General features: G+C 55.6%; 18 protein-coding genes. 6 read left to right on the top strand and 12 right to left on the bottom strand.

The window, feature by feature from the left end; genetic code table 11:
* Nucleotides 1-4 precede the first annotated feature (4 nt).
* Nucleotides 5-613: an alpha-ketoglutarate-dependent dioxygenase AlkB family protein gene (locus tag IEX40_RS15025; RefSeq protein ID WP_229680779.1), complete on the bottom strand. Its 609-nt coding sequence runs from the start codon at nt 611-613 to the stop codon at nt 5-7.
* Between the two features lie 221 nt (nt 614-834).
* On the opposite strand from IEX40_RS15025, the gene IEX40_RS15020 reads away from it, so the two are divergent.
* The gene (locus IEX40_RS15020) at nt 835-2,448 is read left to right on the top strand and encodes a hypothetical protein (protein WP_188749718.1); all 1,614 of its coding nucleotides are present in this window, start codon (nt 835-837) and stop codon (nt 2,446-2,448) included.
* On the opposite strand, the gene IEX40_RS15015 is transcribed toward IEX40_RS15020, so the two are convergent.
* Nucleotides 2,445-3,377 carry a LysR family transcriptional regulator gene (locus IEX40_RS15015; RefSeq protein ID WP_188749716.1) on the bottom strand — a complete coding sequence of 311 codons (933 nt, stop codon included), beginning with the start codon at nt 3,375-3,377 and terminating at the stop codon, nt 2,445-2,447. The two genes, IEX40_RS15020 and IEX40_RS15015, sit on opposite strands and share 4 nt — an antisense overlap.
* 181 nt (nt 3,378-3,558) lie before the next feature.
* Here IEX40_RS15015 and IEX40_RS15010 point away from each other — a divergent pair, with 181 nt between their 5' ends.
* Complete coding sequence (locus IEX40_RS15010) at nt 3,559-3,783, top strand: DUF1127 domain-containing protein (RefSeq protein WP_188749715.1); 225 nt, start codon at nt 3,559-3,561, stop codon at nt 3,781-3,783.
* Nucleotides 3,784-3,845: 62 nt separating this feature from the next.
* On the opposite strand, the gene IEX40_RS15005 is transcribed toward IEX40_RS15010, so the two are convergent.
* The 6 genes from IEX40_RS15005 to IEX40_RS14980 form a co-directional block, all read right to left on the bottom strand.
* Nucleotides 3,846-4,064: a Nif11-like leader peptide family natural product precursor gene (locus IEX40_RS15005; RefSeq protein WP_188749713.1), complete on the bottom strand. Its 219-nt coding sequence runs from the start codon at nt 4,062-4,064 to the stop codon at nt 3,846-3,848.
* 207 nt (nt 4,065-4,271) lie between these two features.
* The gene (locus IEX40_RS15000; protein ID WP_188749711.1) at nt 4,272-6,203 is read right to left on the bottom strand and encodes an FUSC family protein; all 1,932 of its coding nucleotides are present in this window, start codon (nt 6,201-6,203) and stop codon (nt 4,272-4,274) included.
* A complete protein-coding gene (locus tag IEX40_RS14995; protein WP_188749709.1) occupies nt 6,200-6,673 on the bottom strand; it encodes a MarR family winged helix-turn-helix transcriptional regulator in 474 nt (157 codons plus the stop codon). Before IEX40_RS14995 ends, IEX40_RS15000 begins: the two co-directional genes overlap by 4 nt.
* A 172-nt stretch (nt 6,674-6,845) precedes the next feature.
* On the bottom strand, nt 6,846-7,001 hold the full coding sequence (locus IEX40_RS14990; RefSeq protein WP_188749707.1) for an entericidin A/B family lipoprotein: 156 nt from the start codon (nt 6,999-7,001) through the stop codon (nt 6,846-6,848).
* 90 nt (nt 7,002-7,091) lie between these two features.
* Complete coding sequence (locus tag IEX40_RS14985; RefSeq protein WP_188749705.1) at nt 7,092-8,051, bottom strand: sensor domain-containing diguanylate cyclase; 960 nt, start codon at nt 8,049-8,051, stop codon at nt 7,092-7,094.
* Nucleotides 8,052-8,208: 157 nt separating this feature from the next.
* On the bottom strand, nt 8,209-8,673 hold the full coding sequence (locus tag IEX40_RS14980; RefSeq protein WP_188749703.1) for a hypothetical protein: 465 nt from the start codon (nt 8,671-8,673) through the stop codon (nt 8,209-8,211).
* Between the two features lie 110 nt (nt 8,674-8,783).
* Between IEX40_RS14980 and IEX40_RS14975 the strand changes: the two genes are divergently transcribed.
* Nucleotides 8,784-9,443, top strand: coding sequence for an HAD family hydrolase (locus IEX40_RS14975; protein ID WP_188749702.1), 660 nt, complete (start codon nt 8,784-8,786; stop codon nt 9,441-9,443).
* On the opposite strand, the gene IEX40_RS14970 is transcribed toward IEX40_RS14975, so the two are convergent.
* Nucleotides 9,433-10,332: a LysR family transcriptional regulator gene (locus IEX40_RS14970; protein WP_188749700.1), complete on the bottom strand. Its 900-nt coding sequence runs from the start codon at nt 10,330-10,332 to the stop codon at nt 9,433-9,435. The two genes, IEX40_RS14975 and IEX40_RS14970, sit on opposite strands and share 11 nt — an antisense overlap.
* A gap of 109 nt (nt 10,333-10,441) precedes the next feature.
* Between IEX40_RS14970 and IEX40_RS14965 the strand changes: the two genes are divergently transcribed.
* A complete protein-coding gene (locus IEX40_RS14965) occupies nt 10,442-11,392 on the top strand; it encodes a DMT family transporter (RefSeq protein ID WP_188749698.1) in 951 nt (316 codons plus the stop codon).
* Between the two features lie 140 nt (nt 11,393-11,532).
* The gene (locus IEX40_RS14960; RefSeq protein WP_188749697.1) at nt 11,533-12,342 is read left to right on the top strand and encodes an ATP-grasp domain-containing protein; all 810 of its coding nucleotides are present in this window, start codon (nt 11,533-11,535) and stop codon (nt 12,340-12,342) included.
* 9 nt (nt 12,343-12,351) lie between these two features.
* Here the strand turns inward: IEX40_RS14960 and IEX40_RS14955 are convergent, their stop codons facing one another.
* Nucleotides 12,352-12,981, bottom strand: a complete 630-nt coding sequence (locus IEX40_RS14955) for a TetR/AcrR family transcriptional regulator (protein WP_188749695.1) — start codon at nt 12,979-12,981, stop codon at nt 12,352-12,354.
* Nucleotides 12,982-13,195: 214 nt separating this feature from the next.
* On the opposite strand from IEX40_RS14955, the gene IEX40_RS14950 reads away from it, so the two are divergent.
* Complete coding sequence (locus IEX40_RS14950) at nt 13,196-14,149, top strand: homocysteine S-methyltransferase family protein (protein ID WP_188749693.1); 954 nt, start codon at nt 13,196-13,198, stop codon at nt 14,147-14,149.
* A 51-nt stretch (nt 14,150-14,200) separates the two neighbouring features.
* On the opposite strand, the gene IEX40_RS14945 is transcribed toward IEX40_RS14950, so the two are convergent.
* Both IEX40_RS14945 and IEX40_RS14940 read right to left on the bottom strand, forming a co-directional pair.
* Entirely contained in the window at nt 14,201-14,626 is a 426-nt protein-coding gene (locus IEX40_RS14945; protein ID WP_188749690.1) for an NUDIX hydrolase, read from the bottom strand.
* A gap of 103 nt (nt 14,627-14,729) precedes the next feature.
* Complete coding sequence (locus IEX40_RS14940; RefSeq protein ID WP_188749688.1) at nt 14,730-15,794, bottom strand: sensor domain-containing diguanylate cyclase; 1,065 nt, start codon at nt 15,792-15,794, stop codon at nt 14,730-14,732.
* Nucleotides 15,795-15,856 lie beyond the last annotated feature (62 nt).

Genomic DNA, 15,856 nt, shown 5'->3' with positions numbered 1-15,856 from the left:
TCCGCTACTTCAGCGGGATCACTTTGCGAAAGGTCAGATTGATCCGGCCCTCTTTTACCTTCGGATCGCGCGGAATGCTGTGGAACCAGTGATGCTGAAACCCAGGTTTCATCACCAGCAGCGTACCGCTCTCCAGCGCCATTCGGCCCTCCTCCTGACTATCTTTGTGCTGCCAGGCGAAGGTACGTGTCGCGCCCAGGGTCAAGGATGCGATCACAGGACTTTCACCCAGCTCACGCTCATCGTCAGCGTGCCAGCCCACGTAGTCCTGGCCATTGCGGTAGAGGTTCACCAGCACCGAGTTGAATTGCACATTCAGGTGGCGCTCAATCTTGGCGCGGATATCACTGAGCAGCGGAGTCCAGTCACGGGTTTGTAGCAGGTTGTTGCTGTAGCTGTAGCGGATACCGGGATCGGCGTGCCAAGTCTGCTGTCGTGGCAGCTCGAACACACGCCCGTCCACGCAGTAGTGATTGTCGGGCCAGGCATTCTCATGCAGCAAACGTTCGTAGAGATGCTGACTTTCATCGGCAGAATAGAACCCTTGCACCACCCCGAGCTCCGACAGCGGTGACAGGGGCGGGGAAAACGGTGGGAACCTTCGACGCTTCACTCAACCCTCCTCAATAACCACTCAAGTTATGAGTGTTTAAAGAGCGCATTCTGACACGTCCAGACAACTCCTGCACAGATTGTGCACCATCATCCTGCGTCCCTGGCACTATTTAACTTATCCCTGCTCCTCGGTTACCATCGATGCAGCTGCCAATGACGGCGGCAGCACATCCGGCCCAGCAGCTGTCTAGGGCCACCTGAAGCAGGAGGCACACAGGCATGAAACTTCATCCACGCACTCGTTCTATCTGGATTCTGCCGCTGTTACTGACGGGCTGCTTTTCGGAACCGGACCGCCCAATCGACCAGTACAGTGCTATCGCCGCCGCCTATGAGATCGCCCGTGATCTGGAGGAGGATTATGGCGATCGCGAGATGCCGGGAATGACCAGCTCTCTGGCACTCACCTACGCCAAACTGGAGAAGCCGGAAAAGGCCCTGGAGATCATCAACACCCTCAACTACCCCCACTATAAAACCAACGCCTGCGCTCACATTGTTCACTACTATCTGGAAAGCGATCGCACGGAGCAGGCTACCGCGCTTATGCCCACCTGTACCAGATACGCCAAAGAGGTGGATACCTCCGCATCACTGGATCCAGCCAGTGCATTACAGACGCTGGGGCAGGCTGCAATGGCGCTGGGGGATTGGGCGTACGCCGATCAACTGAGAGCCCGGCTTGCCTCCGATATGCCCTCCTACGGTTTCTGGCTCGGCATGGATGAGGTGAAGGGTGCCAGAGCACTCGGTGAAGACCAACGCGCAATAGAGGTGCTGAAGGAGCTGCCCCCGATACTCGCACCCTACCGTGATAAAAACGCTGGCTTTTACATGAAGAGTTACGCCGAGATCGCCCGGGAGTATCGACTACTGGGCGATACTTCGACCGCCAATCGCATCATGAGGGATCTCGTGGACTATGCGGTGACCACCGAGCGCTACAACTATTTCAGCAATGTACTGCTGGTGTCCGACCTGAAGCGCCAGCAACAGTTCGATCTGGCAATCGAGCTGATCGAGCGCGACAGGGACCGCGCCATCGAAAAGGGCGACCGGCACTACACAACCTTTGTTGACGCCCACATAGCGGATGTCTATGCGCTAAGCGGCCGGGTCGATGAAGCGTTCAACCGGATCAATGTCATCAAGTTGCCTAAAGTCCGGCTCAGTGGTTGGCTCAACAGTGCCGACACACTCAATGGTGAAGCACGATACGCGGATGCGAAGCGGTTTGCCGACCGTGCCTATGACGAAGTCGAAACCCTCTCGGAACAGGAGGTCAGTATTGGCGATCTACAGAAGCTGGCCAAGATCTACGCCGTTATACAGCCTGGGGCCGCCACATCCAGCCGCCGGAAATCTCTGCTGGACCTGGCAGCGGTGCGTGCTACGCGTGCCCCCTTCTCCCCCCTTGACTTCAGCCAGAACCTGAGAACGGTGGAACTCTACCGTGATCTATCGGAAACAGAGGCGGCAGACACACTGCTCGACACGCTGTTAACGCGCGCGGCGTCCGCCGAGATGAGCTCGGCACTGGATAGCGCTCTTGTCCGACTTGCACGTATGTTTATCGAACAGGGCAACTCGGAAGGCTACCAGCGGCTGTTGTCCGACTTCGATCTGTCGGATCGGACACGCGACAGACTTAAGGATCTCGAGTTCAAACAGCAGTTGAGCTCGGGTGAGATCAACGCCGCGCTAAAAACGCTGAAAGACTTGCCTGAGCGTAACAAAGTCTGGGCGCTCCGGGACACGACCCTCTACCTTCATGAACACGAGCATCAGCTGGACACCGAAGGCAAACGATTGCTGGCAAGTATTATTGACTAGCCCGTCAGCTGCGCGGTTTGATGTTCGCTCTGTACGGCGCTCTGACTCTCGTCAACGCCCCACAGGGCGCAAACGCTCTCTTTAAGCGCCACCAGGGCAGGCTCCTGCGCTCGTTGCTTCAGCATTACCAGGTTGATCGCCAGCGATGGCACGGCACCGTCCCAACACACACCGTAACCCTCATCGACCGCACGTTCGGCGTCATCCACCCGCACCACCGACAGGCCCACACCGGCACGCAACAGCGTGCGTATCGCATCCTCGTTATCGCACCAGACGATCTGTCTTGGTAGCGGGTTGCCCGCTTCGAACAGGGCTTCAAACAAAAGGTAGAAGGGGCAGCCGGGCGTGGTATAAACCCAAGGCAGACGAGCAAGATCGGCCAGAGAGGCGCCGGCCACCTCTGTCGACCATGCACTGGGCGCTATAATCCGCATTCCGACCTCACCAAGAGGAGTCACCGCCATGTCGGACGCCCGACAGGGGCCAAACATGAATCCGGCGTCCAGCTCATCGTGGCGCAGTTCGTGGAGAATCCTGGCACTGCTGCTCTGCAGAAAATGGGTCACCAGTTGCGGGTGGCGGGACGAGATCATCTGGTACATATCGCCGACCCGCAGATACTCGTAATCGGTGTGCATGCCGACCCGCAACTCACCGACCAACTCTTCACGTAAACGGGAGGCATTTAATTTAAGCTGCTCTGCAGCGTTCAGTGTCAGTCTCGCCTGTTCGTACAGCTGACGGCCGGACTGGGTCAACAGCATCCCCTTCGGGGTGCGCGAGAACAGCTGTACGCCCTGCTCCTCCTCAAGCGCCTTGATCTGAGCACTGATCGCCGGCTGACTGGTAAATAACGCCTGGGAGGCGCGGGTCAGGTTGCCCTCATCCGCCACTTTGACAAAGGTTTTGAGGTGATAGAGTTCCATCTTGCCGTCCTCGCCAGCCCGGTAGGGCTATTCATAATTCTAAGCCTGCCCCCAAGATTAAAGCATAGCCATTTGAGCAGCGCCCATCACAATTCCTGAACGCCCCATTCCATACAAACGATTGGATCAACAATCGCGCACTCCCTAGCCTGTAAGCCTAAACCAAGCAGGAGTGATCGAAATGAACAGCTCAGTTAAAACCGTTGCGCCTGCCGACGCCGTGCAATCGCAAACTGTCGGATTCAACACGCGGTTGAAGAGACTCTTGAAGCGAATCGGTGAGTGGCGACAGCGTCACCGTCAGCGCGATCAGCTGATGGCCCTGTCTCCCTGGATGCTGAAGGATATCGGTATCAGCCGTGCCGACGCCGTTCATGAGGGCAGTAAACCGTTCTGGCGGGAATAAATCACCGGGTGCGGACGCCAATTAACGTCCGCACCAGGCTGCTTCAGCGACTGGCGAGAATATCAGGCCCGTAACAACGCTTTGGCCAGCCGCTCGGACAGCTGATCTTCGGTAAACTGAGGCTCATTAGGTGGATAGAGCTCATCTTCGATGAAATTGAACCCATTTTCACGCGCCAGCGCGAACAGCTCTTTCATTTTCAGACAGGCCTTGAGCGACTCACCCAGGCTGGCATCAGCCTTGGCTGCATCTGCGAACGCCTTGATATCGGCTACAGACATAGTGGTCTCCTTTGATTCCCGGTTATTTGAGTTGCGCTCTATGAGAGCAATATTCGGACCAGAGAAAACCCCGCACCAACAACCGACAACATCATCGATATTCGCGATAAATGCGAACAGATAGCACCATTTAATTGCAGAATCACACTATCACAAACCTGACAATTTCCCCCTATGTCAGCTTTATGACAGCTGACGACGAGACGCTTACCTGAGCTTGCGGGTAAAGAGAGACAGGTTGTCTTCCAATGCCTGCATCGCCAACGCCAACGGCGCCTCATCCTGCTCACCCCGCTCGCGGCCCAATCGACGGCTGACAAGCCTAAGCGCTCTAAGCACGGCTAAAGGATCTCGCCCCAGCTGCGCGATCCGCAGCAGCGCATGGCGTGCCGCGCGCTGGGTCCCAACCGACAGGGCCTGAGGCTTTGCCAACAGCGACTGCAGCATCTCAGTGACCATCTCCAGGCGCAGCAACGTGACACCCCATTCTGCCGCCGGAAACCGCCGGTCGCCAACCAGGTTCGACCAACGTACCAAGTGCAGCAGGCGGTGATACAAACGGATCCGCCACCGCTCCCGGCTCGCGCCGTTTGCCGGCTTTACCGCCATATCGTTCAGTTCATGCAGCATCATTAGGCGCATAGTATCGATACGACGTTCGGCGTTGATCGGATAGATCAGCCAATACCCCAGCATTGCAATCAATGGCGCGGAGACAACTGCCGCCGCCATCGACAAGCCATATTCCAAACTACCGGTAAGTGGCAGGTGGGGCTGCAATAGCAGCAACAGCACCATGTTGTAATCCATGCCGGCAAGCACCAGCCTACGGTGCGCGAAGACCAGCACACCCAGCATGACGAAAGGGAAGATCGACAGCACCAGGACCAATTCATTCTGAACCTCAGGCCAGATCAACCAGCGGCAGATCAGCGCCGCACTGGCCCCCAACACCTGCCCTAGAAAAACTGATCGCATGGTCGACGCTGGGCTGTCGAAGGTGGAAAACAGAGAGGTCATCACCGCCGTGCCCAATAACATGAAGGCGCCAATCTGCGAACCGGACAGCAGCCAAACGGTGCCAACGCTTAGCATCAGCGTCAGCGCCCGAATACCGGATTGCCGAGCACCGATCCAGTCGCGGTGTAGCGTCAGGCTGCTGTCGAGCTTGTCACCCGGTTCCTTGCCCCATCTATCCTCAAGCGCCGCCGCAAGCGCCAGCAGGCGGGACAGGTTATAGTGCAGTCGGGCCAGGTTTGACTCCTGTTCACATAGATCGATCGCACGGCTTAACGCTCGTTTCGAGCACTCGAAATCGGCCAACTCGATCGCCCTCACCGCGTCTCCTAACGCGGCTACGAGCGCTTCGCCGAGCTCGCGGCTTTTCGCCTTGCGACTCCAGATCAGTATCGACACCAATACCAGTAACAGAAGCCGCACGCGCCGCACCTGCTGTCGCGAACGAGCCGAAGCTATCCCGCGCATCTCCAACGACGCATCCAGCGCCGCGAGCCGTGCAATCAGCCGGTCACTCTCCGCAGTCGAGGCCTCCGGACCCGATACCAGTCTTGCCGACAGCAGGCGCAAGACGCCAGCCGTAATAGCCCTCAGCTCCGGACGCTCTTCGCTGCCGCCGGCACGCTGAGCAAAAAACCAGCTGATCGCAATCGCAACCAGCACCCCGACGACGGCGGTCAGCATACGATCGAGACCAAGCGTTAAAATCTGATCGTGATGCGCAGTATCAACCAGCGCCACCAGCGCCGCCGAGTATCCAGCCAGCATACAGCCATAGGAGACGAAACTGCGTACCAGATGCGCTGCAAACACACACAGGGCGATCCAGAGCGACAACCCCAACGCCAACCAGGCGACCTGTCCTGCCGCCAGAAAGACCAGCAGGATGCCGACCATCGATCCCAGCAGCGTGCCGACAAGACGCGCACCACTCTTTGCCAGCAGTTGGCCACGTGTCGGCAGGGAGGCTGCCCATACCGTCATCCCCGCCCATTGCGGATGTTCTAACCCGACGGACCAGGCCAGAGCAATCGCCAAGCACACCGCCAGCCCGGTGCGTAATACAAAGCCAAATCGGACAGTATCGAAGCCCAGTCTCGACAGCCAGCTGATGCCGATCATGCGCCCCGCTCCTCAGCAAGCCTCTTGCTAAGACGGCCTTCAATTGCTTCTATCCAGCACAACATCTGTTCCAGCTGTTCGTCGTCAAGATCATTCAGCGCCTCCGCTTCTGCCTCTTCCAGCGTTTGCCGAATCGCCTCGACCTGTTGCTTTCCCGCTGAGGTTAGGTAGATCTTGCGCGCTCGGCGATCTTCCGCATCGGTGCGCCTCTCCAACAGCCCTTTACGCTCCAAGATATCGATCAAGCGCACCAGCGTTGAGGTGTCGATCCCTGCCCGTTCAGCGAGCAGCTTTTGACTGATCCCATCGCCGGATTGCTCCAGATGCATCAAAGGCACCCAGGTCGCATCGGTCAGACCTGCCTCTGCCAATCTGATATCGATAAAACGGCGCCAGCGGCGGGCCAGGGTTACGAACCGGTAGCCAAAGCGAGCACGGGCAGATCCTGGATGAGCAGTTGAGTTGGACACGGTCACCTTTTCTTGAAGAAAAATAGATTTAATTAAAATAGTTTGAATTCAAACTATATATGAAATATCGATCCCGAATCAAGCTCGCCGGATCCTAGAGCTGGAGAGTCTAGCCAGGAGAAAGGTACGGAGAGCCTGGCGCTCCCCGTGAAAACACTATCAAAGACGTGTGTTAGTTCGACGCGTCGCGAGCAGCGTCGCTGATCGCTTCGCCGGCTTTCTTGAGATCCTTGCCCGCACCTTCGATAGTGGCGCAGCCAGCCAGATAAGATCCTCCGGCCAGAATCAACAGTCCGCTGAAGAAAGCACCGATAATCCGTTTACGCATAACAGCTCCTAATCCAATATCCGAATCGGATAATAGCGCTCAAACAATCGTTGGGCTATCGAGCGCTGTCGGCACCACGCTTGGCCACGTTCAACCTTCCAGCAATTTTGGAGAGACCAAGGACTGCGACCAACTGCAGGCAAAGCGGTTACGCCCGTTTCGCTTGGCCTGATACAGCATACGGTCGGCAATCCTGAAAAGATCGGAGCGACTGTTAGCCTCACCCGGCACCAGGCTGGATACTCCGGCGCTTATCGTCAGCACTTGTCCCACACTGGATGCAGGGTGAGGAATAGAAAGATCGAGCACCTTTCTACGACAACGCTCGGCTATGTCCCGTGCCGCCTCCCGACCGGTATCAGGCAACAGCAGGACAAACTCCTCTCCCCCGTAACGGGCGAAGAAGTCTGTAGAACGTGAAACTATTTCCTGTAGGGCTCCGGCGACCAGTTTCAGACATTCGTCACCCTGCAAGTGCCCGCACTGATCGTTGTAATCCTTGAAGTGATCTATATCGATCACAATCAGCGAAATAGTCGATCCATTGCGCATGGCCCGCGCCCACTCGCGATCCAGAGTTTCATCATACAGACGGCGGTTGGCGACACCGGTCAGGCCATCCTGAAAAGACAACATCTCCAACTTCTTGTTGGCCTGTCGCAGCTCCTCCTCCATCGCCTTGCGTTCGGAGATATCAAAGATGAAGCCAACCAACGCCTTGGTGACACCCTTATCTCGGATCACATGCACCACGTCACGGACCCAGACGTAATCGCCTTCGGCAGTCAAAGCCCGGTAGTCCGCTTCATGATCGACGCCATCTTCACTTAATGCGATGCAATTATGTGCCGTTCGTTCGCGTTCGGCCTCGTGGATCCGATCGATCCAATCCTGTGCCGTAGCCCAGCTCTCACGACTCCAGCCGAGCAGATCCTCTATTTGTGGGCCGATATATTCAAACGCTTTAGTTTCCCAATTGATTTTCCAGGGGATCGCCTTGGTAGATTCCAACAGTGTTTTGTACACATCTTCATCCGCATGATCGATCATAGTCTTACTCCAAGACGCAACTAAACGGCTCGCTACGGGATTGCCGTATGTATCCGAGCTGATTACATGGTTATCGCCACACTATCCATTAAACGCTAATACCCCGTCCAGTTTTATAGTTGGCCAATAGAGACACTATACAAACCGGATGGGGAGATTATTTCAATTTATCCATATTCACATCTCGGCAGTACTTGGCCGTGACGGCTAAATAATCGGCGGCCATATCCGGCGTCAGCAACTCGATCATCACCTGATTCTCGATCCAGAACTCAATTACGCTGAACCCTCCACGTGGCAACTCACGCGCCTGCCACCCCTGCTCTTCGGCAAGCTGAATGATCTCCTGACGCGAGCGGGCTATGGAGATAGCCGCATGGGTGGCGCAGTAACCACTGGTCGTGTCGTTATGTATAAACTGCGCCTGCCCCCCGCTCCGATCCGGAACCATTTCCGTGCCCCTGGGGTACAGCTCGATTGCCGTCCCCTGCTGATCACCCATCCATACGATCCACGAATTCGGATAAGGGCCAAACCTGGACACGACCCCGCCAAAGAGGCTGGCCAATACGCCCGCTACCCGGGCGGTATCGTTAACGGCGATAGAATAATGATGGATCATCCTTATCATCCTGTGCAGACAGATATTCGGTTAATCTATGACCTTGGATAGGCAGTCAGGTATTCGAGTTCTGGTAGACTACACTCTCGCTCGACTCAGTGGATATTCCCATGCCCTTACACGCAATACTCTTTGACCATGACGGCACCTTGGTCGACTCCGAAGCCACCCACATGCAACTCTGGCGCGAAGTCGTCGCCCCATATGGGGTCCAGATCAGTGAAAGCGAGTACTGGCAGCGGATGCTGGGGGTGCCAATGGAGCAGAACGCCGCCGATATCGTGCGGATGTACGGATTAGATGCCGACCCCGAAGCGTTGATCAATGCCAAGATCGCAGCCAACGAACGTTTTCTGACCGAGCACTGGTTTCCGCAGATGCCGGAAGCCAGTCGAATTCTGAACCATCTGGCACAACAGTGCCGTCTCGCCCTGGTCAGCGGTTCCCAGCGCAACTGCGTCAACGCCTCCCTCAGCGGACACGGCTGGCATGCCCTGTTCGAGCAGGTGGTGACCGGCGATGACGTGGCACGCAACAAACCCCATCCTGACGGCTATCGCAAAGCGCTGGACCTGATGCAGCTGGATCCGCAACACTGTGTGGCGGTGGAAGATACCGAAGTCGGTGTTCAGGCCGCCCATGAAGCGGGACTCAGGGTCGTCGCGATCCGCAATCCACTGGCCGAGAGTCACGATTTCGGTCCGGCAACGGTTGTCGTCGACAGCCTGGTCGAAGCGGAGCGCTGGATCAGCGAACGGATCAACCGTTGACGCTATGTTGCTCATACCACTCAACCAAATAATCAATAAAGACCCGCGCCTTGCTCGACAGGTAACGGTTGGGTAGATACAGCGCATAGATCCCGGGAGAGGTCGACTGATAGTCGTGCAACACCTGCTCAAGTTGTCCACTGGTAATGGCCCGATCGACAAGAAAGGAGGTCAGCATTACCACCCCCAGGCCTCCGGCTGCGGCCTCCAGCATTGCGGAGGTATTATTGACCTTCAGTCTCCCCCCTACAGCAACGGACTGCGCGCCATTGGGTCCCTCAAAGCCCCATTGGTTATAGTCAGGGTTGGGCAGATAGATAATACAATCGTGATCGGCCAAGTCCGACGGAACCCGTGGTCGCCCGTGCCTTTGCCAATACTCCGGTGACGCGCAGACGACACGCCTCGTTGTAGTCAGCAGTCGGGCCGCTAGAAGCGATGGCGGATTGCGGGTTATCCGGATCGCGACGTCGTACCCCTCTTCCGCCAAATCCACCGGCCGGTCACTGAGATCCAGCTCCACCTGCACCTCGGGATAGCGCGCCATGAAACCGATCAGCGCGTGAGTCACTTGCTGGGATCCGATGGTTACCGGCGCAGTAACCCTGAGTAACCCACGCGGAACCTCATTGAGATAGGTCACCGCCGCTTCGGCTTCCTTGGCTTCCGAAACGATACGGCTACAGTGACGGTAAAACACACTGCCCGCCTCCGTCAGGCTCAGTCTTCTGGTGGTACGGTTAAGCAAACGGGCACCCAACTGCGCTTCCAGTGCCGAGACCCGTTTACTGACCACCGGCGTCGAAATTCCCAGCGAATGCGCCGCAGCCGAAAAACCGTTGTCCTCCACCACGGCCGCAAATATCGCCATATCATCCAGTGAAACCATACCCATCACCTGATTACGAATAATTTAGAAATAATAATTTTCCGATATCGCCGATTATATCGAAAGAGGAAAAAGATATGCTGTCGTCTTAAGATCCAGGAGAGTCAGGATGTATCGAAACGACCTTCTACCGGCAATCGGCTTACTGCTGATCGCTACGGTTTTCTGGGGCGGGATGTTCGACGTTTCGATGACGGCATTGGCCGCCATGGACGCCTACCACATGACACTGCTGCGCTTTGCCGGCACGTCGTTAATATTGTTGGTGATCCTGCTGCGTAGCGAAGGTTTGTCCGCCCTTCGTTTACAGGGCAATTTCAGGGATCTGTTCCTGCTTGGCACACTGGGATTCGCCGGTTTCAACTTGCTGGTATTCAATGGACTGGCACATACCAGACCCGAGCACGCTGCTGTAATCATGGCCCTGCAACCGATGATTGCGGTATTGCTTACCTGGATTCTAAAGGGCAGCAAGCCGCACCGGTTTACGTTGGCAACTGTGGCGACAGCTTTTGTCGGCGTTTTCTTGGTCATCACCGGCGGAAATCCAGCAGCCGCCTTTGCCGGTGACGCCGCACTCTGGGATCTGCTGTTCTTGGCCGGCGCTCTATGCTGGGTCGGCTATACATTGGGAGCACAGAAGTTTCCAGACTGGTCGCCCCTGCGCTACACCAGTCTCACCGCGGTGCTGGGCACTGCCTCCATCGCGGCAATTACAGTACTCCTTGGCATGAACGGCAGTATACGGTCACCGGAGCTGACTACACTGACCTCACTACACTGGACCTTTGCCTACCTGATCATTGCCGGCGGTGTAGTCGCAGTATTGAGCTGGAATAGCGGTATACGAAAGATCGGTCCTGTCAACGGCGTGTTGTTTATCAACTTCGTGCCGATCACTGCCTTCAGCATCGGCATCGCCCAAGGCCGGGAGTTCAGCAATGCTGAACTGTTCGGCGCCGCGTTGGTGATCTTGGCGCTGGTGAGCAACAATCTCTACCTGCGCAGGGCATCCTCTCTCCACCTGCCGGTCAGCCCAGTCGCCACCGGTAAAAGCTGATCGGAATTAAGCCGGGATCAACAGTCAAAATCCCTCGTCTGACGTTGATTAAAAATTATGCAAAACGGCGCAAATATTGCTTTGCGCCAACCCGAACTGGCCTTAATATCGCGGCATGTTTCTAAACTGACCGCCGCCACATGAACATCATCTCTTTCGACGCTCTGCGTACCCTGCACCTGCCCAACGTGCGCTATATCAAACCCGAACGAATGTTCGCGCACCTGGATGAGATCAGAGACGCCGACTGGATACTCTTTCCGGAATACTGGCAGATCAACGCACTGGTACATGGGCTGAAAAAGAGAATCTTTCCGAGCCTGGCCACTTACATGATCGGGCACGACAAGATCGAGATGACCCGCGCCTTCATGACCGTGATCCCCGGCAACCACCCCTACACGGAGATCTCAGCCAATACGCCCACCGAGGCGGACCGACTGCTGGACCGCATGTACTACCCCTTCGTGGCCAAGGTACCCAAGAGCAGCATGGGCAACGGCGTATTTCTGATCGACAACCCTGTCCAGTGGCAGGAGTACTGCCAGCGTTCCGAGGTGCTCTATGTACAGGAGTACCTGCCGATCGACCGCGATCTGCGCATCGTCTGGGTCGGCGGCAAGGTCATTGGCGGTTATTGGCGCCTGCAGGCGGAAAAGGGGTTCTACAACAACATCAGCCAGGGTGGCCAGGTGGAGGTTTCACTGGTGCCGAAAGAGGCGATGGAGTTGGTAGAGCACGTCGCCACGAGTCTGGATATCAACCACGGCGGTTTCGATGTAGCCATGGTCGGCTCGGTACCCTACATGATCGAGTTCAACCGCATGTTCGGCAACCAGGGCATTCCTCAGCTGCAACAGCACAGCGACAGTGCAATTCTGGAGTATCTGGAGCGGCACCGGCAGGTCGACTTCGAACCGTTTGAGCCGACCCCGACCGTAGCGGTCTGAGGTTGAAGATTATTCGGCCTGACGCAGATTGCCTTCGTAGATCAGGCGCAGGTGTTCCCGGTAAACGAGGATCTGGTCACGCAGCACCGCATTATCGTGAAAGATGCGCGAAAGAATGATCCCGCCCTCAACGACCGAGGTGAACATATCCGCCAGGCTTTCTAGCTCTATCGCCTGGCGCGGCTGATATACCTTTTCGATCTCCGTAAGCTGATCCTTGATCAGCTTACGCCAGCTCAATACCCCCTCCTCAATCAGCGCACGAACCTCATCGTCGAACTGTTGGGTTTCATAGGTAAAGCTCGCCACCAGGCATCCGGGATGGGTCTGTTCCAACTCGTTCATGGTCTCGGCGAAGAGCTTCAGGAATATCAGCAGTTGGTGCAGCGGGTCTTCGGTCAGCTGTCGGGCATCAGCGAACAGCGCACTAAAGATCTGCTTGTCATCGGATAGGTAGCGCTGGACCAGTACCTTGGCCAGCTCGGCCTTGCCTTTGAAGTGGTAGAAAAAGCCCCCCTTGGTGATCGCGGCCTGTTCGAGAATATCCTCGATCGAGGTACCAGCGAACCCCTTGCGCAGTATCAACGATTCTGCGGTGTCGAGCAGCCTGTCCCGGCTACTGTTGCTTCTTGCCGGCATCTATCCAGTCCTTAACTGCACTCCAGGTTTAGCTAACCACCAAGATGCGAACGCACATCCGGCCCCGCTCGAAATAAAACCCATACCAATTTGATTTTAAACATAAAAAATAACGCCGATTTCAATACCGCCGGTCCACTGCTTTTCGGCCCCAACGCACTTAAGCTTCCCAATACACACCGAACGACAACAACAAGTATAGGTAGAGACCGAGATGAACACGAACCGCACCGAGCTATTACAGAGCAAGCTCTTTCTGACTGATGGCGGCATCGAAACCACGCTAATATTCCATGACGGGTTCGAACTGCCCTACTTTGCTGCGTTCACCCTGCTGGACAATGAAAGGGGACAGCAGGCCCTGATCGATTACTACGAAAAATACCTGCCGATCGCCGTCCATTCTCGAACCGGGTTTATTCTGGAAAGCCCCACCTGGCGCGCGCAGGGCGACTGGGCGGAGAAGCTGGGGTATGACACCGCGGCAATCACGCGGGTCAATCGACAGGCGATCGAGATGATGAAGCGCTTACGGCTGGCTTACGAACAGCCGGAGAGCCCAATTGTCATCAGTGGCTGTATCGGACCGCGTGGTGATGGTTATGTCGCCGATACCCGGATGACACCGGCAGAAAGCGGCTTTTATCACCTGACGCAGATCGAGAGCCTGACGCAAGCCGGCGCCGATATGGTCACCGGCCTGACCATGACCTATAGCGATGAGGCGATAGGTATCGCCCTCGCAGCGAAATCTGTCGGTATCCCGGTTGTCATCTCTTTCACTACCGAAACCGACGGACATCTGCCAAGTGGCGAGGCACTCAGCGCAGCGATAAACCGCGTAGACGACTTAACGGACCGAGCACCACTCTACTACATGATCAATTGCGCCCATCCTGACCACTTCCGCGATGCGCTGAACAAGGGCGAGTCCTGGGTCCAGAGAGTCAAGGGGGTTCGAGCCAACGCCTCGCGCCTGAGTCACGCCGAATTGGACCAGTGTGAAACGCTGGATGATGGCGATCCGCATGAGCTCGGTCGCCTCTATCAGGGACTAAGGGAGAGCTTTCCCCAGTTCAGTATTCTGGGAGGATGCTGCGGTACCGATCACCGCCATATCGAACAGATCAGCCACTGCTGCGTACATGGGCAAGATGTAGCGGCCTGAGCAGAATACCGGCCGCCCTTAACCCGGGCGGCCATAAACCAGGTGGCCAGCTCAGCGATGCAGTGATCGAACACGTTCCCACTCCGGCAGTGATGGCAAGATCAAATCAAAGAACTGACGCCCCTTGGGAAAGGTTGGACTTAACCCTGAAAACGCCTCAGGCTCCAGCCATTGCACCTCGGCCACCTCACTCGATGCCAGGTACAGCTCACCCGAAACCACTTCGGCCAACCACCAGTAAAGCTGATACCCGGTGCCAACTCCGTCCGCTTCACACTGCCAGACACATCTCAGTGGCCGAACGGTCAAGCCAACCTCCTCAGCTACCTCACGTATTACCGCTTCGACCTGATCCTCGTTGGATTCCACTTTTCCCGCTGGCGGCGACCAAAAACCTGCGCCCAAAACCTGTTCGGCACGCTTGATCACCAGCACTTTTCCATGATCGAATATGACGGCGACGACAGCAGACTTCATAAGCCAGGCATAATGGGTGCGTTCATCCCGGTTAACCTCTTAAACCTTTAAACCCTTTTACTGGGTTGATAGTCATGCCGGTGTTCGCAGAACTAAACGACGATCAGGATATAATCTGATCATTCACCAGCCTTTCGACCCTGTTTCTACCGGACTTCTTCGCTACGTATAATGCGTTATCGATTCTAGTGAACAGTGCCTCGACACTCTCCCCTTTACCGCATTCTGTCACACCGAAGCTGCAGGTTATAAATAGCCCGGTCTTAATCTCGTACTGACTAATTTGCGCCCTCAATTTTTCAGTGGCGTGCACCGCATCCTCAAGATGAATACTTGGGAAGATAATGACAAACTCCTCTCCACCCCAGCGCGCAAAGATGTCCATATCGCGAATATTGTGACGAACAAAATCGGCAAGTTTCTTTAACACCTCGTCGCCAGTCCGATGGCCATAGGTGTCATTTATATGCTTAAAATAATCGACATCGAAAATAGCCAACGACAGCGGATGACCATATCTTTCCGAACGGGATATCTCTTTACTCAGCTCAACTTCGAACTTATTCCGATTAGCTATACCTGTTAGAGCGTCTGTATTGGATATACTCTCTATCTCGGCTATTTTTTCATTTAACTCTATATTCCGTTTTTCAAGCTCCTCGGCCTTTTTACTTATGATTTTCTCGAGCGTAAGGTTTCCCTCCTCCAGAAGCTCATTCTTTTTTATCAGTTCAATTTGAGCCACCCTCGTATCGTGGATATTATGATGCGCGCCGATCATTCTCGACACCGTGCCATCCGGGTTTTGCTCGACAACTCTGGCCCGATCCGTAATCCATAGATAGTCACCATCCGCCTTCAGGCAACGGTAGTCGATACAGTAGGTATCGATTTTACCTGTGATGTAGAGCTCAAAATTCTCCATGACCCGCTCATAGTCGTCAGGATGAATAACGTTCTCCCAGGTAAAAACATCCTTTTTGAAGGCCCCCACTTCGTACCCCAACATGCGGTACCAGCCTGGGCTGCGAAGCACTTCGCCGGTCTGCCCATTCCAGTCCCAGGTTCCCTCCACGATCACATCAAGAATAATGTTCAACGTCTTATCGGCTTCTTCGACGCTGCCATGCTGATAGGTTGGGTCTGGCTTCATATTTTCTACGGCCATGTAAAAAGCGGAACCTTAAACGGATGTCATGTCGTTAAGGTTAAAGCATGGTCCATGAGTGC

The sequence above is a fragment of the Marinobacterium zhoushanense genome, from assembly GCF_014641945.1.
Classification (GTDB): Bacteria; Pseudomonadota; Gammaproteobacteria; order Pseudomonadales; family Balneatricaceae; genus Marinobacterium_D; species Marinobacterium_D zhoushanense.
The sequence above is the reverse complement of the archived record's forward strand: the minus strand, read 5'-3'. Positions and strand labels throughout refer to the sequence as shown.